Origin of the sequence: Streptococcus zalophi (assembly GCF_016481285.1) — a bacterium.
Classification (GTDB): domain Bacteria; phylum Bacillota; class Bacilli; order Lactobacillales; family Streptococcaceae; genus Streptococcus; species Streptococcus zalophi.
The window spans coordinates 137,632-157,672 of record NZ_JAENBP010000004.1 but is presented as its reverse complement, the minus strand read 5'-3'; the positions used below and the strand labels follow the sequence as shown (position 1 = coordinate 157,672).

Here is a 20,041-nt window from a genome sequence, read left to right as displayed (position 1 = left end):
TTTTTGACAGGTTACTTTCATAACCCTGCACGTTTGGTTTCTTGTCTTGTTCAGTTTTCAAAGGTCATGCTCTTTCGAGACAACTATTATATTCTAGCACCTCAACTAAGCTTTGTCAATACCTTTTTTTCTCTTTTTATAAAAAATTCTCACCAAGTAGGCTTGGTGAGAAGAATTATATCATTATTTTTGAATTATTTTGCTTCGATAAGACCAATTTGTCCATCTTCTCTACGGTAAAGGACATTTGTGGTGTTGTCATCTCCATCTGTATAGATAAAAAAGTCGTGTCCAAGTAGTTCCATTTGTAACAAAGCCTCTTCAACATCCATTGGTTTTAGAGTGACATTTTTTGTTCTCACAATTTTTGACATAGGTGCTTCTTCAACTTCTTCTGCCTCAAAAACAGAAGAGAAAACTTCATGTGACGGTAATTTTTCTTTGTGTTTTCTTTCAATTTTAGTTTTATTTTTACGGATTTGGCGTTCAATTTTATCTACTACTAAATCAATTGAACCATACATATCTTGTGATACATCTTCAGCTCTTAGCGTGATAGATCCTAGTGGAATGGTAACTTCTACTTTTGATGTTTTTTCACGATAAATTTTCAAATTAACTCTTGCATCTAATTCTTGTTCTTCATTAAAATATTTTTCAATTTTTGAAATTTTTGCTTCGACATAGTTGCGTATAGCATCTGTTACTTCAATGTTTTCCCCACGAATACTATATTTAATCATACTTATACCTCTTTTCTATTAATTAGCGTTACCTTTACTTATATTATAACGTTTTCATGGATATTTGCAAGTTTTAAATTACCTTGCTAGTGAAAAACTAATCACTTCTTTAGCACCTTTTTGATAGAGTAACTTTTGAATACCTAAAACTGTTGCACCTGTTGTATAAATGTCATCAATTAATAAGATTTTTGGGGGTATTTTAACCTTTGATTTTATTTCAAACCCCATTAGTGCTGCTAATCGTTCGTTTTTTGATTTTTTTGATTGGGCAATGCCGTCTTTTTTTATTAGTATATCTTGATAAGTTACTTTAGCATCATCTAAGAATCCTGTTACTTGGTTAAACTGTCTTTTGGAAAATCGTTCTTTGTTTGTTGGAACAGGGACAATAGTGTAGCTTTTATATCCTTTTAAAAACAGTTTTATTTGATTTGAAAAAACTTTTCTAAGAAGATAATCTCCTTCAAACTTATAGCGACTAAAAAAACCTTTCATCGCTTCATTATAGAGATACAAACTTTGATGTGATGGCTTACTGCCTTTTTCTTGCCAGCGGTGACAATCATCACAAATTCCTAAAATGCCTTCTTTGAAACAAGTCATGCAATGGCAGTCGGACAGTTTGGTAAATTGTGATGAGCATTCCGTGCAAATCGTTGGGATTTCTTTTTTAAGAAGGATAATATCAGTTAGTTTAATCTGATTTATCAGTGCTCTTTGACATAATAAACAAGTCATTAAAATCCTCCTTTTTGATTCATTATTTTAATTTCTTTTATAGCTTTTTTAATACTGACATTTAAACCATCATGAAAAAACAAAAGTTCTCCTGTGGGTCTTTCACTACTACGGCCGACCCTGCCGGCAATTTGCACTAATGAACTTTTTGAGTAGAGTTTATGGTTTGCTAATAGGACAAAAACATCAACACATGGAAAAGTAACACCTCTTTCTAAAATGGTTGTCGTGATTAGAATCCTCAATTTTCCTTGTCGAAAAGATTCAACAATTTCTAAGCGATCTTCTGATAAACTCGAGACAAAAGCTATGTTTTCATCAGAAAAATAACTGGTCATCACTTCTAATAATTGTTTGCCAAGTGTGATATCTGGGATAAACAGTAACAAAGGGTATCGTGTTTTTGCTTGTTGTTTTATTTTTTGTTGCAGTTTTCTGGGTAATTTTCCTTTGACAATACTTTCTCTTAGTTGGCTTAACCAAAAAGGTTTTGGAACAACTAAGGGATTGGCATGAAAACGTCTTGCTAAATCTACTTTTTGTAACCTTTTTTGAGCCACTTCTTTATCTAATTTTTCGGTTGATGTTGCTGTTAAAAAAATGGTGAACCCATCTTTTTTTAAAGCATTGGTCACTGCTCGATATAAACTTGTGTTATCAACAAAAGGAAAAGCATCTACTTCATCAATAATAATCAAATCAAAAGCATGATAGAATTTAAATAATTGATGAACAGTGGCAACAACCAAAGGACTTCTTTGATAAGGTTTTGAACCATTATGGAGTAAACTGATTGGAGACGTAAAATCACGAGAAAAACGATGGTGAAGTTCACGGCAGACATCAATCCTAGGACTTACAAGAGCAACACTTTTTCCTTTTTTTAAATAGCTTGACACAACTGGATAAATCATTTCTGTTTTTCCAGCCCCTGTAACCGCATGAACCAAACTATTTTCTTTTTCTTTCATTGCAACTAATAATTTTTGTGATACTTCTGCTTGTAAATCGGTTAATTTCCCTTGCCAGTTTAAGTAATCTTTTTTAGGAAAAACTTTTGGTGGCAGATAATACAGTTTTTCTGAACTGCTTATTCTACCAAAAACAAGACATTCTCTACAATAATAATCACCGTTAGGTAGGTTGGCTTCTTGTTCAACTGTTGAGGCACATCGCTGACAATAATAAACACCATTTTTCTTTGTCATGGCTGGCATGCTTTTCACATGTCCTTTTATAATTTCTGGCAAAGTATTTTGGGTAAACAATCTACCGTAATAATCATCTAAATTGGTCATCATTTCTTTATTCGACTTTTTTTGTCAAAAAATCTAAAAAGAGGTAAAATAAATCTATGAATTATAAAACAATTGCACAAAACGGTGAGAACGAACAAGAGATTAAAAAATCACGCTTTATTTGCCAAATGAAGCGTATTTCGTCTGAAGAAGATGGGAAAGCTTTTATTAATGACGTTAAGAAGAAGCACTATAAGGCCACTCATTCTTGTTCTGCCATGATTATTGGTGACAATAGTCTCATCAAACGAAGTAGCGATGATGGTGAACCTAGTGGTACTGCGGGTGTTCCTATGCTAACAGTTCTTGAAAAGAATCAGCTGACTAATGTTGTTGCTGTAGTGACACGCTATTTTGGTGGGATTAAGCTGGGTGCTGGAGGATTAATCAGAGCTTATGCTGGTAGTGTTTCTGAAGCCATTAACACTTTGGGCAAGGTTGAAGTCAAACAATTAGAAGGCATTAAAATTGAACTTTCTTATACCCAATATCAAACCTTATCTCAATTTTTAGAAACTGAAAACTTACAAGAATACCACACTGAATTTTTAGCTAACGTCACAACTTTTATTTACTTGGAAAAAGAAAACATTGAAGCTACACTTTCTCGTTTAACAGAATTTTACAATGGAAAAATAAAGACTTCTAGGGAAGGAAACCAAATTGTTGAAATTCCATTTTGATAGTGATAGTATACTGTGTTATAAAGCTAATAAAGATTGGAGAATTTTTATGACTAAACTCTATAACAATATTACTGAACTCGTTGGGAATACACCAATTGTCAAATTGAATAAGTTGGTTCCCGAAGGAGCTGCTGATGTTTATGTTAAACTAGAATCTTTCAATCCAGGTTCCTCTGTAAAAGATCGTATTGCTTTAGGGATGATTAATCAAGCTGAAAAAGATGGTCTTCTAAAAGAAGGCGACACCATTGTTGAAGCAACCAGTGGAAATACTGGTATTGGTATTGCTTTTGTTGGTGCCACTAAAGGATATCATGTTATTATTGTCATGCCTGATAGTATGAGTGTTGAAAGACAAAAATTAATTAAAGCCTATGGTGCTGAGTTAGTTCTAACACCTGGTAGTGAGGGTATGCCAGGTGCTATCCAAAAAGCAAAAGAAATTATGACGGAAAAAAATGCCGTTTCATTATCACAATTTAATAACCCAGCTAACCCAGCAGCTCATGAAAACACTACTGGTCCAGAAATTATTGCTAGTTTTGAAGATATTGGTTTAGATGCTTTTGTTTCAGGGGTTGGTACTGGTGGTACTATCTCTGGGGTTTCTCACGCTTTGAAAAAATGGCAACCAAATATTGGTATTTATGCTGTTGAAGCAAAAGAATCTGCTGTGCTTTCTGGCCAACCTAAAGGTAAACATGGCATTCAAGGAATCTCAGCTGGTTTTATTCCAGATACACTAGATACTTCTAGCTATGACGGTATTGTTACTGTTTCTACTGATGAAGCCTTAGAAACAGCCAGAGCAGTTGCCAGAAAAGAAGGTATCTTGGTTGGTATTTCAGCAGGTGCCGCTCTCTTTGCAAGTATTGAAGTGGCAAAAAAATTAGGAAAAGGTAAGAAAGTATTAGCAATTCTACCAGACACTGGAGAACGCTACCTTTCTACAAGTTTGTTCCAATAAAATAAATAAAGGTTGTCGCTTACGACAACCTTTATTTATTTTTTAGAAACTGAAGTGTATCGTTAATCCAATGAGGTAGTTGTTTTTCTAATGATTGAAATCCAATTTTAATACGACTATTTGAAAAACGATGTCGACGTGTTTTTGATTGCTTTTCTTCTTCGAGAGTTCTTAAAGAAAGGCTTATTTTGTGATTATATTCATCATAGTCAATCACTTGAGCTAATACGTCATCACCAATCTCAAGTAGTTTATGGATATCATCAATATAACCAGCCTTGATTTCTGAAATATGAATCAAGCCTATTAAACCATTATCTAAATGAACAAAAGCGCCATATGGTTTAATACCTGTGATTACACCCTTATGCTTTTCACCAATTTTCATTAGTCAATAACCTCTATGGTTAAAATGGTGACGTCTTGTACTGGTTTATCAGCAAAACCTGTTTCAACACCAGCAATTTTGTCTAAAACCTCATAGGATGCTTCATTTAACAACTGTCCAAAAACAGTGTGGCGATTATCTAAATGAGGGGTTCCTCCTTTGGTATAAGCTTGAGCAATTTCTTCAGGCCATCCACCTCTTACCATTTCTTTTGGACTATATGGTAAGGTTTTATTTTGTACGATAAAGAACTGACTGCCATTAGTGTTTGGTCCGGCATTAGCCATCGATAAAGCACCACGAAGATTATATAACTCTTTTGAAAACTCATCTTCAAAACGTTCACCATAGATTGATTCTCCGCCCATACCAGTTCCAGTTGGATCACCGCCTTGAATCATAAAATCATTTATCACACGATGAAAAATCACACCATCATAATAACCATCTTTACTAAGGGCAATAAAATTGGCAACTGTTTTAGGGGCTTGTTCAGGAAATAATTTAAGAGTTAAATCACCTAAGTTTGTTTTAATAACAGCCACAGGCCCTTCATTGTTTTCCACTTCTAACTGTGGGAAGTGTAATGTTTTTTCTACCATTCCTAGTTCCTCCAAGGCATTAAAAATGCCATTTGCTTCTACTGTTTCTGTAATATAATCTGCTTTTTCTTTAATCTCATCAATAGCATTACCCATGGCAATGGTCAACCCTGCATAATCAAAAATCTCTATATCGTTTTTTTCATCACCAAAGACAAGAACGTTCTCGGGTTTTAAACCCGTTTTTTCAAGCACTTTGGCTAATCCAGAAGCCTTTGAAATTCCTTTTCTAACTACGTCTGAGGAATGCTTGTGCCATCTCACCAATCTCAAATCTTTAGAAAGATTTTCTGGTAAGGTAAGACTATCGCCTACCTCTTCAAACGTCCACATTTGATAAATATCGTTAGTTTGATAAAAATCTGGTTCAACATCTAGTTCACCATAAACTGGAACAATTGCATCATCAATTAAATTTGTTCTTTTTGACACCACTGCTTTTTTTGAACCAACAAAACCATAGTCTATTCCAACTGAATGACACCAATTAACGAAGCCCTCCACCCATTCTTTAGGAATGGGTTTTTTAAAGATTTCTTTTTCTTGTCCAGTTTCTACATAACTCCCATTAATGGTAACAAAGTAATCTGGTCCTAGTGCTTTAATCTCTGGAACAATCCCGTAAATGGCACGACCAGAAGCAATACCTGTGATAAAGCCCCTTTTTTTCAATGATTGAAAAACTGTCTTGATCGACTCTGGCATATAACCTGTATCTTTAATGCGTAAGGTATCGTCTATGTCAAAAAAGACTGCTTTAATTTTCTTTGCTTTGTATTTAGTTTTTAAGTTCATAAGGCTCCTTCGTTGTTGGTATTGATTTAATTATTGATCATCCTCAGGTACTAAGTGATGTTGAAAGGCATAAACAACAGCTTGAGTACGGTCATCAACATTTAATTTTGAGAGAATATTTGAGACATGTGTCTTTACTGTTTTTAGGGAGATAAAGAGTTCATCAGCAATTGTTTGATTATCATAGCCTTTCACTAAAAGACTCAAAATATCTCTTTCTCTAGCTGTTAAGTCATCGTGAAGTTCTGGATGTTCTTTATGATGTTTGAATTTTTTATCAACCTCTGTCTCAATAGCTAGCTCACCATTATAAACTTTTTTAATAGCATGTAATATTTCAACAGCACTTGATGTCTTCAACATATAGCCTCTAGCACCAGCTTCTATTACTGGATAAATCTTTTCATTGTCAAGATAGCTAGTAAGCACTAAGATTTTAGCTTCTTTCCACTCTTTTAAAATTTCTAGTGTCGCTTTGACACCATCCATCTCAGGCATAACCAAATCCATAACAATAACGTCTGGCTTTTTTTCTATGGCTAAATGAACACCTTCAAGACCGTTTTTTGCTTCTGCAACAACTTCTATGTCTGGTTGCATATTTAAAAAACTACTCAAACCCAGTCTTACCATTTCATGATCATCAACTAAAATGACTTTTATCTTACTCATCTTGTTCTCCTTCTTGCATCAGTGGCATACGAATATCCATTGATACTCCTCTTCCTTTAGCACTTTTAATATCAAGTGTTCCTGCTAAATCATCAACGCGTTCTTCGATGTTTTTAAGACCATAACTAAGACTTCTTGCTTGATCAACATCAAAACCTTGGCCATTATCAACCATTTTCAATTGAACTTCAGACTCTTTTTGATTGAGATAGACTTCTAGTTGACTGGCTTTAGCGTGTTTTAAGGTATTACTGATAAATTCTTGTGCTATCCTAAAGAGATTGTCTTCTATGGCTTTAGGTAATTGTTTAATGTTTTCCTTATAGACCACTTTTATGCCACTTTTATCCGTTAATTCTTGTAAAATCATGGCAAATCCTTCAGAAAGTGTTTTATCCTCCAACTCCGTTGGTCTTAGGTGTAACAACATCACACGCAAATCATTTTGAGCATCTGTTAAAATGCTTTCTACGGTTAATAACTGATTTTTAAGATTTTCCTTATCTAGCTGATCGATATTTTGAGAAACACCTGATAAAATCAATGCTGAAGCAAACAACTCTTGACTGACCGTATCGTGAAGATCTCTTGCAATACGATGTCTTTCTTTTTTAACAATTTCTTCACTGTTTTGAATGTAAGCATTTTCAGTTCTTTGTAAATTAGCAACGAGATGCTTCATTTTATGAGATAAATGACTAATGTTATTTCCCAACTCACTACTACTTTGTTTACCAATTGGTTTATTATTAATAATGCGTCTCAAGTTATTATTCAATTGTCTTTTACTGTATTCATCCATTATAAACCAAACAATCAGTAAAAAGAAGGTTAAAGAAATGATAACAGAAAATGTTGAAAAAATAAACTTAATAAGGATAGATTGATTACTCACAAGAAGTTCAATATCAAGGCCTAAACTATCAATAATAATGTAGATAATTGATAAAATTGCAATAACAGCATAGAGAAACAAGAGAAGGACAGTATGTTTTTTCATATACGTCTCACCTCAACATTTCCAGCGATAACACTAATCACAATTTTAACAGTCTTAACAGAGTCTTCATAATCTTTTTCTTGGAATTTTATCGTCTCATTTCGTAAATCATACTCAGGAAAATCAAGAAACTGAACACTGCCGTAGACACTACTAATGTCTAATTTAATCCCAACGTCAATAGGAACTTTGATAATAGTTGGTCCGTAAATTTTGCGGATGAGAATGATATTATCATGTCCTGTCATAATGACTTGACTCAAATCAATAGTGTCTGTACCACTTAAACGAATAATATTAATATCATCAAAAGCATAAACGGAAGAATTGAGATGATTATTATTACCTATCCATTGATTAGCCATTGGTTTACTAGATAAACGACGTTCTTGAAATTTAATCAATGCATAACGATTTTTTCGTTTAACTTGTGAGAAATGATTAATAATCATATATAAGATGGCTAAAATAATGGCAGTAATCACATAAGGATTCAACATCAAAATTAAAAAGAATAACAAAAGACTGGTTGTTAAGAAAAAATTACTACGATTATCACGATTATAAAATCTCAAAGCTAGTAAGGTCAAGACAACAATCAATACAAAGCCTGTTAAATCATTTGAAAGGATTGTCATAAAAGCTAAAGCAATTAAAACACTTTCAATAATTAAAAAAAATTGAAACTTTCTCATAGGACTCCTCATATCATAGTGGTCTATTTTTGTCATTTTAACAAAAAAATAAGAAAAATTCATCTTCTACCCATCAAAAAAATATCTTTAGGTGATGCCCCCTAACAAGGGGGCACCAACCTAAAGATAATATTATGGGGTTGCTTCTTCTTGAGAAGGTGTTGTTTCTTCTGTAGTTGTCGTTGTTCTTTGACTTTCTGTTGTTGGTGTTTCAGTTGTTTTATTCTCCGTTTTTTCTTTACTTGTTTCTTCATCATTTGTTGGTTGAAGATAGATGATAATATCATCTTTTGCAGAGAGAATAATCTCTGCCCCATAGTATGGTTCTTGAGCAACAATCAAACTAGATGTTGGTGGAGATTTCACTTCAACGTAGCCTGCATTACTTGCCACAAAGGTCTTAATGCGAGATGTTGAAACACCAAGATCTTTCAAGATATTAAGGGCATTTCCATAAGTATCACCTGTAATATTTGGCATGATAATAGAATCATTAACAGCTACTTCTAAGGTGATTTTAGACGAGCCCTTCGGGTTATAAGTTTTTCCTGGGGTAGGTGTTTGTGCAACAATAGTATCTTTGGCAAATTCTGTTGTCGGAACCTCTTTAATCATGATATTATCTCGTGGAACACCAAAGTTCTGAACCAGTGAATCAACAATAATTTGATAGGGTTGACCCACGTAATTTTCCATAATAAATGTTGTATTACCAATTGAGATATAGATATCAACATCAGACCCTTTACGTCTACTAACACCAGCTGATGGATTGGTTCTTACAACATGACCTTCTTCTACTGTTTCACTTTCAACTTCAATCACTTCGCCAACAGAAAAACCAGCGTCTCTAATCATGTCCTGGGCAACTGCCAAAGTTTTATTCTCAACATCAGGAATTTTTTCTGTACCAGGTTGTGTTAAAACAAGGTAGGCAAAACCAACAATAACTAAGATTACTAATCCAAAGAACAACTTTAATGCAGTTGACAAAAATGGATTTTTCTTAATTTTTTTCTCCTTAACCACTTCTTTTAATTCTTGTGTTTCTGTCTGCGCTTTTAACAACTGGTTTGCAGGAATTGTTGCTGTACTAGAAGTGAATTTTGGTAAAACTTTGGTATCTGTCTGTTGCTCAAAAATAACTTTTTTCTCTTTAATTCTTTTAGGATCTAGAGCAGCTGTTAAATCACTACTCATTTCGACCGTTGAAGAATAACGATTTTCAAGTTTTTTTGCTGTTGCTTTAATAACAACATTTTCAAGAGATTGTGGCACATTTAAATTCTCTGCCATGATAGATGGTAGAGGATTTTGGAAATGTTGCAAAGCTATCGTGACAGCACTATCACCATCATAGGGAATGTGACCTGTCAGCATCTCAAAGAGCATAATTCCCATAGCATAAATATCACTTTGAACGGTGGCTTTAGAACCTCTTGCTTGTTCTGGAGACAGGTAATGCACACTACCCAACATAGAATTGGTTTGTGTTAGACTAGTCTCAGCAAAAGCAACTGCAATACCAAAATCGGTTACCTTAGCCATTCCATCTGCCGTGAGCAAGATATTTTGTGGTTTTAAATCACGGTGAATAATACCTTTTTGGTGAGCAAGTGTCATTGCTGATAGGACTTGCGTCATAATTGATACCACTTTTTGGTTGGATAGTGGCGCATGTTCTTTGATGAATTTTTTTAAATCTGGGCCGTCAACATACTCCATCACGAGGAATTGTTGACCTTCTTCTTCTCCAATATCTCTTATCGCAACAATATTGGGGTGATTCAGTTCAGCCATAGCTTTTGCTTCACGTTGGAAGCGAGCTACCGCTACATGATCTGTTTGATAGTTGGTTCGAAGCACCTTGATGGCTACTTCTTCATTATCCAAAATCAAATCATTTGCTAAATAAACATCAGCCATCCCCCCACGACCAATTGATTTGAGGATTCTATATCGCCCAGCAAATAATTTTCCTATCTGGATCATTAGGTTTCCTCTCTTTCAATCTTAACGAGAGCTATGGTGATGTTATCTAGACCACCCGCCTCATTAGCCATCTCAACTAATTTTTCTGTTTTTTCATCTAGGCTCAAATCCTCAGCCAATACTGACACAATTTTTTCATTTGGCAACATATTGGTCAGACCATCACTATTTATCAAGAGATAGTCATTTTCTTCAAGAATTTGAACACCTAAATCTGGCTCAACAGGTGCTGCTTGACCAATTGATTGGGTGATAATATTTTTTTGTGGGTGAATAGAAGCTTCTTCCTCAGTTAGCTGACCAGCTTTAACGAGTTCATTCACCAAAGAATGATCGCTTGTTAGCTGAATATACTCTCCATTTCTAACAAGACCGATTCTTGAATCACCGACATGGGCAAACAAGGCGTTTTTATCAACGATAGCCACTGCCTCAATAGTTGTTCCCATCCCTTTATAATCTTCTGATCTACCTAAATCATGGATTTTTTTGTTTTCAATTTCAATAATGGAAATGAGCCAATCTTTTATCTGATTAAGTTCAGTAAAATCAGTATTAACCCACTCACGACCTAAATCAGTGACAGTCATTTCACTGGCAATATTTCCAGCTCTATGACCTCCCATCCCATCGGCTAAAATAATGAGAGTAATCCCACTTTTATTATCAAATTTATTGATATAATCTTGATTATTTGAGCGCTTCTGCCCAATATCTGTTAACAATGAAATTTTCATATGATTCATACTTTTTCTGACTTTGTCAGTCTCCTTTCAAACTATGAAATACGTTTTATTTGCCCGATAAAGAAACCATCTGTATGGTATTGTTCCGGGGTGATACTTATAAAGCCATTTTTAGTAATATCCTTAAGAGGATGTGTTAATGCGACTTGTTTAAAATTAGGGTGTGTTTCTAAAAATTGAGAAATCACCTGATTATTTTCTTCTTCAAATAGTGTACAAGTACTATAGGTTATTATACCACCTTTTCGTAGTGTTTGACAAACACTAGCTAGGATTTGTAACTGAATCTTTTGTAAATCGACTAAATCTTGTTCTTTTTTTTGATATTTAATCTCTGGTTTACGACGAATAAGTCCTATTCCTGAACAGGGAGCATCAACTAAAATTTTGTCAAAGCTATCTTTTGGAAAATGTTTATGCACAGTTGTTGCGTCTAATTGCTGAGTGTTAATCTTGTCAGAAACGTTCATGCGAATAGCATTTTCTCTTACTAATTCCAGTTTATGGTCATAAATATCTAGGGCAGTAATCTGACCACTGGTTAAATAAGTAGCCATATGAACTGTTTTTCCACCAGGAGCACTACAGGCGTCAAGAATAGTTTCATCACCTTTTATTTCTAGAGTAGGAGCAACAAGTTGACTAGATTCGTCTTGAATGGTTATCTCACCATTTCTAAAATAATCTGTTCTTGTTACATTTCCTGACGATTTCACTAAACCAACCGGCGATAAAAGTGATGAACTGGCTTCTAAAAAGTCAGCTATTTCTGTTATTTTTTCTGGATTTGTGACACGAAAACTGGTTTTATTGCGTACAAAAAGACTTTCAAAAATGGCAACTGCTTTTTTTTCGCCATATTGGGCAATCATTTTTTTCACCAACCAGACAGGTACAGAATATTGGATGGAATAACGTTTGTTGATACGTTTTATGGCTTGAAAATCTGGTCTTTTTGTTCTTAAAAATTGACGAAGAACAGCATTAACCAACTTCTCTTTGCCTCTATTTTTACCTCTATCTTTAGCGATAACAACAGCATCGTTGACAATAGCATGATCTGGTATTTTATCGAGATAGATGATTTGATAAAGACTCATCATCAAAAGATGATAGAGCCAAGGCTCTAATTTATCACGGTCTTCAATAAAATGAGAAAGATACCATTCTAAAGTGATTTTTCGAGAGACGGTTCCATAAACTAGTTCGGTGATAAGCGCCTTATCTTTATCTCCTAATTGACTTTTCTCTAAGTTTTGATTTAGGAGAATATTAGAATAAGCACCTTCTTCAAAGATAGCAGTTAACATTTCTAGTGCTTTACCTCTAGGCATTTTTTTCCATTTACTCACCAAAAACATCACCTACTTCAATCGTTCTTCCAACTCCATTTAGAAAATCACTAACAGACATTCTTGGTTTTCCTGCTAGTTGCACACTCTTTAATGAAATGGCCCCTTTGCCAGCAGCAACAATCAGTTCTTTTTTTGTTTTCTTAATGATTGTTCCTGGATGACCCTCACCTGAAACTTCACTGGCTTCATAAATTTTAAAGCGTTTGGCATTTAAAAAGGTGTAGGCCACAGGCCACGGGTACATCCCTCTAATTTGATTAAAAATGGTTCTTGCAGGTTTCTGCCAGTCTATTTGTTCTTCTTCTGGGGTAATATTGGGTGAAAATGTCGCCTTATCTTCTTCTTGAGCGATTGGTTTTAATTCTCCTTTAATATAAGCTGGTAAACTCTCTAACAGCAAATCTCTACCGATAATGGCTAATTTGTCAAATAAGGTGCCAACATTATCCTCATCTGTGATAGCTAGTTTGGCCTTTGCAATCATCGCACCTGCATCCATTTGTTTGACCATTTCCATGATGGTCACTCCAGTTTCTTTTTCATCATTCATCAGAGCGTAATGAATCGGAGCCCCTCCTCGGTATTTGGGTAGAAGAGAAGCATGAACATTAATCGCAAAGTCTACTGATTTTAGGAGTTTTTCTGGTAAAAATTGACCAAAAGCAGCTGTAACAATCCCATCAGCTCCCAAGGTCATTAGTTGATCAAGTTCTTGGCTGTTGGATAGTCTTTCTGGCTGATAAACAGGAATGCCATGCAGTAAAGCAAGATTTTTTACTGGCGTCATTTTGATTTCTTTTTTGCGTCCAACGGCCCTATCAGGCTGAGTGACCACTGCAAGAATATCATACTGTGGCTGGGTTAGTAGCCCTTCTAAAACAGTCGCTGAAAAATCAGGAGTCCCCATAAAAATTAGTTTTGTCATTATACTTCCCTTTCCTTATCCAAACTATTATAGCATAAGACTGACAAGCTACATAAAGTTTTGAGGTTCGTAATCAATAGCTAAACGCAAGTGTTTATTTTCTTTGTCTTGCGTCAATTCTAAAATACGATTCATTGCTTTTTCTAAATGCTCTTCAAAACGATACTTGACTATTAACTGGTAGTGATAATAATTATTGGTTCTTGCAACAGGTTTTGGTGTTGGACCAAGAATGGTCACTTGATCGCTGAGTTGATTTTTCAGGATATCCAAGACCTGATATGATTTTTTAATGGCTTCTTCTTCACTACGATGTGACAAGGTTAAACCAATCGTAAAATAATAAGGTGGGTACCCGAGTTGGTGTCTTAGTGTCATTTCATAGCGATAAAAACTTTCATAATCTTGTTGTTGAGCTAATTGAATAGCATAATGATTAGGATTGTAGGTTTGGATAATCACTTCCCCAGATTTATCAGAACGACCTGCTCGACCAGCAACTTGGGTTAAGAGCTGAAATGTTTTTTCAGAGGCACGAAAATCTGGGAGATTAAGTGAGGTATCAGCATTTAAAACACCAACAAGAGTGACGTTAGGAAAATCAAGGCCCTTAGCAATCATTTGAGTTCCTAAGAGAATATCGGCTTCTTGTTTTTCAAACTGTGCTAAAAGAGATTCATGTGCTCCTTTTTTTCTTGTTGTATCGACATCCATCCTTAAAATTTTAGCAGTTGGAAAGGCTTGTTGTAATTCATCATAAGCTTTTTGAGTCCCTGTTCCATAATATCTAATACTTGAACTACCACAGTTTGGACAGGTTCTTGGAATCGCCTTTGAAAAACCACAGTAGTGGCAATTCATTGTTTTTGTCGACATGTGAAGCGTTAATGAAATGTCGCAATTTGGACATTCATCAACATAAGCACACTCCCGACACATGATAAAACTAGAATACCCTCGTCTATTTAGCATTAAAATACTTTGCTCTTTTTTATTGAGACGATCAGCTATCTTTTCAAGTAATAATGGAGTATAGTTACTCAATTCTTGTTGACCAACATAATCCCTAAAGTCAACCACTGTCACTTTAGGAATGGTTGCATTTGGCGTTGCTCTTTTTGTCAACTGAAGAAAATGATAAACCTCTTTACTAGCACGTGCGCGACTTTCTATACTTGGTGTTGCACTTCCCATTACCAAAACTGCTTGGTGATATTTGGCTCTTATGAGAGCAACATCACGCGCGTGATATCTTGGATTAGAATCTTGTTTATAGGAAGATTCATGCTCCTCATCAATAATAATGGCTCCAATATTATCTAGTGGAGCAAAAATGGCTGACCTAGCACCAACGACGACCTTGGCTTCTTTGTTTTTAATCTTTCGCCATTCATCAAATTTTTCACCTTCAGACAAGCCAGAGTGCATAATCGCCACTTGATGACCAAAACGTGAAATAAAGCGACTAGTCATTTGTGGCGTTAAAGAGATTTCAGGGACTAAAACAATAGCTGTTTTTCCCATTTTTAAAACCTGATCAATCACATGAAGGTAGACTTCTGTTTTTCCACTACCTGTAATACCCTCTAAAAGATAAGGTTTATTAGGTTTTCCAACATGAGCAACAATCTCATCAACAATCTCTTTTTGTTGCTTATTGAGTTGTAAAAAATCTGTTTTAGAAATGGCATCAAAGTAATTTTGATTACGATTAATTTCAATTTCAGAAATTGTGATAAGCTGATGATCAATAAAATAGTTGACAACATTTCTTGAAAATTGTTGATAAAGGTCTGATAATTTCCCTTTTTCTTTTTGGGTCAGTAGATATTCTTTCAATGCAAGACGTTTCTTTGCACGATTAGAAATCTCTACTTGTGATAGTGCTTTTGAAATGTCATAATACTTTTCAACTTTTATCGTTTTTTTATCTTTGGCTTCATAGGTTACTGAAATTTGCCCTGAAGCAATTAGCTTAAGACTTCTTTTTTGTACTTCTTCTGAAAGAGATGAAAACAAAACATCTTCTTTCTCTTTGAAAATGAGTTTGGCATCTTCTTGGCTAAGACTCTCTCTAGGTGTCAACCGTTTATCATAATTAGAATTAAGGAGGTTAGGAATCATTGCTTTTAGGATTGATACTTTATAAGAAAAGACTGTTTTTCTCATTTCAGTTGCCAAAAACAGTTGTTCTTTATTAAGAACTGGCATAAAATCTAATACACTAACAACTTCTTTTAACTCGTCAGACTCAGAAAGAGTAATATCAAGGACAAAGCCTTGTAGTAATCGATTTGCTCGACCAAAAGGGACATGAACTCTTGAACCAACGGCAACAAGATCAAGCAAGTGATCTGGAATACTGTATGAAAAAGGTTTATCTGTTTGCATTGAAGGAATATCAACAATGACTTGAGCTGTTTTTTTCATTAGCTACCTCCATACGAAAAATCTAAGATTGATAGCAATCTTAGATTTTTTCACCTTCTTCTTCTTTTTCTTTTGCAATTTGTTCTTTTATCTTACGTTCTTCAGCTTCTTTAGCAAGTCGTTCTGCTTCAATCTTAGCTCGTACTGCTGCACGTTTTGCAACGGGATCTGGATGAATCACAACATTTCCTGACTCAATTTCTTCTAAAGCACGTAAGGTTGACTTCACTGATTTAAAGTCTTGTGTTGGAGATGCTCCCATCTCTAACTCATGAGCTCTTTTAGCTTGAAGCACACAAAGTGAATATTTAGATGGTACTTTATCTAATAAAGTATCAATGGAAGGTTTTAACATCATAAGTTTGATCTCTTTTCTATATTATCTAACAGGTAATTCTTTGGGAATCATGGCATTGTAATGACCAATCACTCGCTCAACTCTAAAATGTTCAACTTCAATAATTCGTTTCACACGTTCAGCTGCTAAAGCTACTTCGTCATTAACAACGGCATAGTCGTACTCACGCATAAGAGCAATCTCTTCTTTGGCACGCTCAATTCTTTTAGCAATCATTTCTTCACTATCAGTTCCACGACCAATTAAACGTCCTTCTAACTCTTCTAAGTCAGGTGGTGTCAAGAAGATAAAAACACCATCTGGTACTTTCTTTTTAACTTGAAGGGCACCTTGAACTTCAATTTCAAGAAAGACATCAATGCCTTTATCAAGCGTTTCGTTAACATAAGTGAGTGGGGTTCCATAGTAATTGCCAACGTATTCTGCATACTCTAGCATCAACCCTTTTTTAATAAGGTCCTCAAACTCTTCACGCGTCCTAAAGAAATAATCCACACCATCTACTTCACCAGGTCGTTGTGGTCTAGTTGTCATTGAAACGGAATATTCAAATTTGTGATTGGGTGTCGAAAAAATTTCTTGTCTAACTGTGCCTTTTCCAACACCTGATGGTCCAGAAAAGATGATTAATAAACCACGTTCAGACATTCTATTCTCCTTATCATTTTGTTCTCTTTAGTCTATCAAAAATCGATCATTTTTTCAAGTTTATTTCACAAGGACTAGCTGGCAATGTCTACTCTATCACTTATTTATCTTTTTATTTTAAATACTTATTTACAATTCAAACATTAGAACAATAACAATCGTTTTTACCTTAGCGTTTGTTAAATTGTTTCATCTGACGTTTAATGTCTCTTTCTTGCTCACGACGCTTGATAGATTCACGTTTATCATAGTCATGCTTACCTTTTGCTAAACCAATCAAAACCTTGGCAAAACCATTTTTAAGGTAGACTTTCAAAGGAACCAAGGTCATCCCAGTCCCTTTTAATTCTTTTTCAATTTTTTCAATTTCTCGACGTTTTAGCAGTAATTTACGGGTTCTATCAGGGTCTTGGTTCCAGATGTTCCCTTGTTCATATGGGGTGATATGTACATTATTTAGCCAAACTTCACCATTTTTAATTTGGGCAAAACCATCTTTTAAGGTGATTCTAGCAGCTCTGACACTTTTAATTTCTGTTCCTGTTAGAACAATTCCTGTTTCGTAGGTGTCAATAATATGGTAATCGTGTCTCGCTTTCTTATTTTGAGCGACGAGTTTTCCCTCTTCTTTTACCATGGCCTCCTCCTTTTTTAATCACTTCCTTATATTTTATTTTCTCGCCTTTTTTCTTGGGAATCGCTTTAGCGATTTTTTTATCAAGTGATTGTTTATTAGCTTTTTTCTCACCGTGTTTGGTTAAAGGTTTCTTTTCTTTTGTTTTTGAACGACGACGATGATTTTTTTCTACTTTCATGCGTTTTTCAACAACATCAAAATCACTAGGAAGATACTCAAAATCAATATCGCCTGTTTCTTTATCGGCATTAACCAGTTTGACTCTAATGGGCTGTCCAACCCTAAAAACCTTGCCTGATTTTTCTCCTTGCAATAACATGCCACGTTCATTGTAATGATAGTACTCAGGGAGATTAGTGACATGGATTAAGCCTTCAATAGTATTTGGTAATTCAACAAACATCCCAAACTTAACAATACTACCGATAATACCATCAAATTCTTCACCAACATAGGCAGACATGTATTCTGCTTTTTTCATTGACTCAACTGTTCTTTCAGCATCAACGGCACGTCTTTCTAATTGTGACGATTGGCTAGCAATCTCTGGAATCAGATGGTTAAAGTGGTCTATTTTTTCATGAGAAACTGTTTCATATTCTCTAATCAAACGGTGAACCAGTAAATCTGGGTAACGTCTGATGGGACTTGTGAAATGCGTATAATACTCTGCAGCCAAGCCATAATGTCCATGATTGTGCTCAGAATATCTGGCTTGTTGCATGGAACGTAGTAACATCATAGAAAGTACTTCACTACCTGGTTGCCCTTTAATATTTTTCATGAACTCCTGAAGAGCAGTTTGTGTGATTTTATTGGCTGTTCCTTGAATTTTCACACCAAAAACACTAGCATAGTCAATAAATTTTTGTACTTTTTCTGCTTTTGGTTCTTCGTGAATACGATAGATAAATGGTAATTCTAATTTAGCAAAATGTTCAGCAACACATTCATTGGCAGCCAACATAAAGGATTCAATCATCCTCTCAGATAGACCTCTATCGCGAACAGCTATATCAATAGGAAACCCTTTATCATTCACGATAATCTTGGCTTCTGTTGTATCAAAGTTAAGACTACCTCTTTTTTCACGCATTTTTTCAAGACGATCATGAAGAATAACCATCTGTTCAACACTGTCTTTAATAGCTGAGTAGGTCTGTAACAATTCTTCATCACCAGCAATCATCTGGTTAACATCACTATAAGTCATCCTAAAAGTAGTGTTAATCACTGATGGTGCAATTTGATAGTGGACAACTTTCCCTTTTGGATTAATTTCCATGATGGCTGAAAGTGTTAGGCGATCAACGTTTGGATTAAGAGAACAAATACCATTTGACAAGTGTTCTGGTAGCATAGGTACCACACGGTCTGTCACATAAACACTTGTTCCTCTTGATAAGGCTTCCTTGTCAAGTGGTGAATTTTCTGTGACATAATAAGAAACATCTGCGATATGTACTCCCAACTCGAAATTGCCGTTATCAAGTGCTTTAATATGAATGGCATCGTCCAAGTCCTTGGCATCTGCACCATCAATAGTAAAAGTAATCTCATCTCTTAAATCAATACGACCAAGATAATCTTTTTTGTCGGGTTTTTCTGAAATACTATTTGCTTGATTAATGACCTCTTCTGGAAATTGTGAGACGATGTCCATCGACTCTAACACTTCCAAGACATCAATACCTACCTCACCTTTGTGACCAATAATATCTGTAATGTCAGCTATAAAATAATCAGCTTCTTTAGTCGGATAACTGCTAATAGTTACTTTTAGGACTTCTGTCCCATCTAAAACAAGCGGTGTTTTTTTGAGATAGATTTTTTGACTAATCTTTTGATTTTTACTCTTAATATAACCGATAAAACCATTTTTTTCTGTGCTTGGGACAAAGGACCCAACAACTGTTTTAATACTTCTCTCAACAATTTCAACAATCTCGGCTTCTGCTGAAGAATCACTCAAGCGATTTGCCACTTTTTTGATACTGACTTTCACCCTATCACCATCTATGGCATTCGCGGTATCTTGTCTACTGACGAATAGATCAGCTTCTTCACCATCAATTGAGATAAAGCCAAAACCAGCTCGGTTAGCTCTAAAAATCCCTTCTATCAAGACTGCTTCTTTCTTTTTTTTCGCCTCTTTTAAAGAGATATCTCCTTGGTCATTAAACCATAGAACTCCCTTGTTATCTAATTGGGCAATTATCTTAATAAGATCACGAAAACCAGTTGAAGTGGCAACCTCTAAGGCCTTAGCGATAGTGTCAACACTAGATGGTCCGTGTTCTTTTAAGTAGTTCAATAATAAATCTTTCATTTGTTCCTTTCATTAAAAAAATGAGCTAGACAAT

The 20,041-nt window shown here is 35.0% G+C and carries 19 protein-coding genes; 2 read left to right on the top strand and 17 right to left on the bottom strand.

From position 1 onward, the window contains the following. Window positions 1-194: 194 nt before the first annotated feature. From hpf to JHK64_RS04650, 3 genes are all read right to left on the bottom strand, one after another. On the bottom strand, window positions 195-743 hold the full coding sequence (gene hpf / locus JHK64_RS04660; RefSeq protein WP_199567834.1) for a ribosome hibernation-promoting factor, HPF/YfiA family: 549 nt from the start codon (window positions 741-743) through the stop codon (window positions 195-197). Between the two features lie 78 nt (window positions 744-821). Continuing rightward, complete coding sequence (locus JHK64_RS04655; protein WP_199567833.1) at window positions 822-1,484, bottom strand: ComF family protein; 663 nt, start codon at window positions 1,482-1,484, stop codon at window positions 822-824. Then, on the bottom strand, window positions 1,484-2,782 hold the full coding sequence (locus tag JHK64_RS04650; RefSeq protein WP_199567844.1) for an ATP-dependent helicase ComFA: 1,299 nt from the start codon (window positions 2,780-2,782) through the stop codon (window positions 1,484-1,486). The genes JHK64_RS04655 and JHK64_RS04650 overlap by 1 nt, the downstream gene beginning before the upstream one ends. A 56-nt stretch (window positions 2,783-2,838) precedes the next feature. Here JHK64_RS04650 and JHK64_RS04645 point away from each other — a divergent pair, with 56 nt between their 5' ends. After that, window positions 2,839-3,465, top strand: coding sequence for a YigZ family protein (locus JHK64_RS04645; protein ID WP_199567832.1), 627 nt, complete (start codon window positions 2,839-2,841; stop codon window positions 3,463-3,465). A 49-nt stretch (window positions 3,466-3,514) separates the two neighbouring features. Continuing rightward, complete coding sequence (gene cysK, locus JHK64_RS04640) at window positions 3,515-4,435, top strand: cysteine synthase A (protein ID WP_199567831.1); 921 nt, start codon at window positions 3,515-3,517, stop codon at window positions 4,433-4,435. A 31-nt stretch (window positions 4,436-4,466) separates the two neighbouring features. Here cysK and JHK64_RS04635 read toward each other — a convergent pair whose 3' ends face one another. The 14 genes from JHK64_RS04635 to rnr all read right to left on the bottom strand — a co-directional run bounded on the left by JHK64_RS04635 (window position 4,467) and on the right by rnr (window position 20,007). Then, a complete protein-coding gene (locus tag JHK64_RS04635; protein ID WP_199567830.1) occupies window positions 4,467-4,823 on the bottom strand; it encodes a S1 RNA-binding domain-containing protein in 357 nt (118 codons plus the stop codon). After that, the gene (locus JHK64_RS04630; protein ID WP_199567829.1) at window positions 4,823-6,220 is read right to left on the bottom strand and encodes a Cof-type HAD-IIB family hydrolase; all 1,398 of its coding nucleotides are present in this window, start codon (window positions 6,218-6,220) and stop codon (window positions 4,823-4,825) included. The genes JHK64_RS04635 and JHK64_RS04630 overlap by 1 nt, the downstream gene beginning before the upstream one ends. A 30-nt stretch (window positions 6,221-6,250) precedes the next feature. Then, complete coding sequence (locus JHK64_RS04625) at window positions 6,251-6,892, bottom strand: response regulator transcription factor (protein ID WP_199567828.1); 642 nt, start codon at window positions 6,890-6,892, stop codon at window positions 6,251-6,253. Next, window positions 6,885-7,892, bottom strand: a complete 1,008-nt coding sequence (locus tag JHK64_RS04620; RefSeq protein WP_199567827.1) for an envelope stress sensor histidine kinase LiaS — start codon at window positions 7,890-7,892, stop codon at window positions 6,885-6,887. The genes JHK64_RS04625 and JHK64_RS04620 overlap by 8 nt, the downstream gene beginning before the upstream one ends. Beyond that, the gene (gene liaF / locus JHK64_RS04615) at window positions 7,889-8,587 is read right to left on the bottom strand and encodes a cell wall-active antibiotics response protein LiaF (protein WP_199567826.1); all 699 of its coding nucleotides are present in this window, start codon (window positions 8,585-8,587) and stop codon (window positions 7,889-7,891) included. The genes JHK64_RS04620 and liaF overlap by 4 nt, the downstream gene beginning before the upstream one ends. Before the next feature lie 132 nt (window positions 8,588-8,719). After that, window positions 8,720-10,579, bottom strand: coding sequence for a Stk1 family PASTA domain-containing Ser/Thr kinase (pknB, locus tag JHK64_RS04610; RefSeq protein WP_199567825.1), 1,860 nt, complete (start codon window positions 10,577-10,579; stop codon window positions 8,720-8,722). Then, entirely contained in the window at window positions 10,579-11,316 is a 738-nt protein-coding gene (locus JHK64_RS04605) for a Stp1/IreP family PP2C-type Ser/Thr phosphatase (RefSeq protein ID WP_199567843.1), read from the bottom strand. Before JHK64_RS04605 ends, pknB begins: the two co-directional genes overlap by 1 nt. A 41-nt stretch (window positions 11,317-11,357) precedes the next feature. Then, window positions 11,358-12,680: a 16S rRNA (cytosine(967)-C(5))-methyltransferase RsmB gene (gene rsmB / locus JHK64_RS04600; protein WP_199567824.1), complete on the bottom strand. Its 1,323-nt coding sequence runs from the start codon at window positions 12,678-12,680 to the stop codon at window positions 11,358-11,360. Then, window positions 12,670-13,605 carry a methionyl-tRNA formyltransferase gene (fmt, locus tag JHK64_RS04595; RefSeq protein WP_199567823.1) on the bottom strand — a complete coding sequence of 312 codons (936 nt, stop codon included), beginning with the start codon at window positions 13,603-13,605 and terminating at the stop codon, window positions 12,670-12,672. The genes rsmB and fmt overlap by 11 nt, the downstream gene beginning before the upstream one ends. A 48-nt stretch (window positions 13,606-13,653) precedes the next feature. Beyond that, the gene (locus tag JHK64_RS04590) at window positions 13,654-16,035 is read right to left on the bottom strand and encodes a primosomal protein N' (protein WP_199567822.1); all 2,382 of its coding nucleotides are present in this window, start codon (window positions 16,033-16,035) and stop codon (window positions 13,654-13,656) included. Between the two features lie 40 nt (window positions 16,036-16,075). Further along, entirely contained in the window at window positions 16,076-16,393 is a 318-nt protein-coding gene (gene rpoZ / locus JHK64_RS04585; RefSeq protein WP_199567821.1) for a DNA-directed RNA polymerase subunit omega, read from the bottom strand. A 21-nt stretch (window positions 16,394-16,414) separates the two neighbouring features. Next, window positions 16,415-17,041 (bottom strand): guanylate kinase, encoded by a 627-nt coding sequence (gene gmk / locus JHK64_RS04580; protein ID WP_199567820.1) that lies wholly within the window; start codon window positions 17,039-17,041, stop codon window positions 16,415-16,417. Window positions 17,042-17,210: 169 nt separating this feature from the next. Then, complete coding sequence (gene smpB / locus JHK64_RS04575) at window positions 17,211-17,678, bottom strand: SsrA-binding protein SmpB (protein ID WP_199567819.1); 468 nt, start codon at window positions 17,676-17,678, stop codon at window positions 17,211-17,213. Next, window positions 17,641-20,007: a ribonuclease R gene (gene rnr, locus JHK64_RS04570; protein ID WP_199567818.1), complete on the bottom strand. Its 2,367-nt coding sequence runs from the start codon at window positions 20,005-20,007 to the stop codon at window positions 17,641-17,643. The genes smpB and rnr overlap by 38 nt, the downstream gene beginning before the upstream one ends. Window positions 20,008-20,041: the final 34 nt, after the last annotated feature.

What these genes read in the sequence shown, in the direction of transcription:
- liaF (WP_199567826.1), bottom strand. Translation starts at nt 8,587, where the DNA reads ATGAGAAAGTTTCAATTTTTTTTAATTATTGAAAGTGTTTTAATTGCT.
- JHK64_RS04620 (WP_199567827.1), bottom strand. Translation starts at nt 7,892, where the DNA reads ATGAAAAAACATACTGTCCTTCTCTTGTTTCTCTATGCTGTTATTGCA.
- JHK64_RS04635 (WP_199567830.1), bottom strand. Translation starts at nt 4,823, where the DNA reads ATGAAAATTGGTGAAAAGCATAAGGGTGTAATCACAGGTATTAAACCA.
- gmk (WP_199567820.1), bottom strand. Translation starts at nt 17,041, where the DNA reads ATGTCTGAACGTGGTTTATTAATCATCTTTTCTGGACCATCAGGTGTT.
- cysK (WP_199567831.1), top strand. Translation starts at nt 3,515, where the DNA reads ATGACTAAACTCTATAACAATATTACTGAACTCGTTGGGAATACACCA.
- rnr (WP_199567818.1), bottom strand. Translation starts at nt 20,007, where the DNA reads ATGAAAGATTTATTATTGAACTACTTAAAAGAACACGGACCATCTAGT.
- JHK64_RS04645 (WP_199567832.1), top strand. Translation starts at nt 2,839, where the DNA reads ATGAATTATAAAACAATTGCACAAAACGGTGAGAACGAACAAGAGATT.
- hpf (WP_199567834.1), bottom strand. Translation starts at nt 743, where the DNA reads ATGATTAAATATAGTATTCGTGGGGAAAACATTGAAGTAACAGATGCT.
- JHK64_RS04650 (WP_199567844.1), bottom strand. Translation starts at nt 2,782, where the DNA reads ATGACCAATTTAGATGATTATTACGGTAGATTGTTTACCCAAAATACT.
- JHK64_RS04590 (WP_199567822.1), bottom strand. Translation starts at nt 16,035, where the DNA reads ATGAAAAAAACAGCTCAAGTCATTGTTGATATTCCTTCAATGCAAACA.
- pknB (WP_199567825.1), bottom strand. Translation starts at nt 10,579, where the DNA reads ATGATCCAGATAGGAAAATTATTTGCTGGGCGATATAGAATCCTCAAA.
- JHK64_RS04655 (WP_199567833.1), bottom strand. Translation starts at nt 1,484, where the DNA reads ATGACTTGTTTATTATGTCAAAGAGCACTGATAAATCAGATTAAACTA.
- JHK64_RS04630 (WP_199567829.1), bottom strand. Translation starts at nt 6,220, where the DNA reads ATGAACTTAAAAACTAAATACAAAGCAAAGAAAATTAAAGCAGTCTTT.
- JHK64_RS04605 (WP_199567843.1), bottom strand. Translation starts at nt 11,316, where the DNA reads ATGAAAATTTCATTGTTAACAGATATTGGGCAGAAGCGCTCAAATAAT.
- rpoZ (WP_199567821.1), bottom strand. Translation starts at nt 16,393, where the DNA reads ATGATGTTAAAACCTTCCATTGATACTTTATTAGATAAAGTACCATCT.
- fmt (WP_199567823.1), bottom strand. Translation starts at nt 13,605, where the DNA reads ATGACAAAACTAATTTTTATGGGGACTCCTGATTTTTCAGCGACTGTT.
- smpB (WP_199567819.1), bottom strand. Translation starts at nt 17,678, where the DNA reads ATGGTAAAAGAAGAGGGAAAACTCGTCGCTCAAAATAAGAAAGCGAGA.
- JHK64_RS04625 (WP_199567828.1), bottom strand. Translation starts at nt 6,892, where the DNA reads ATGAGTAAGATAAAAGTCATTTTAGTTGATGATCATGAAATGGTAAGA.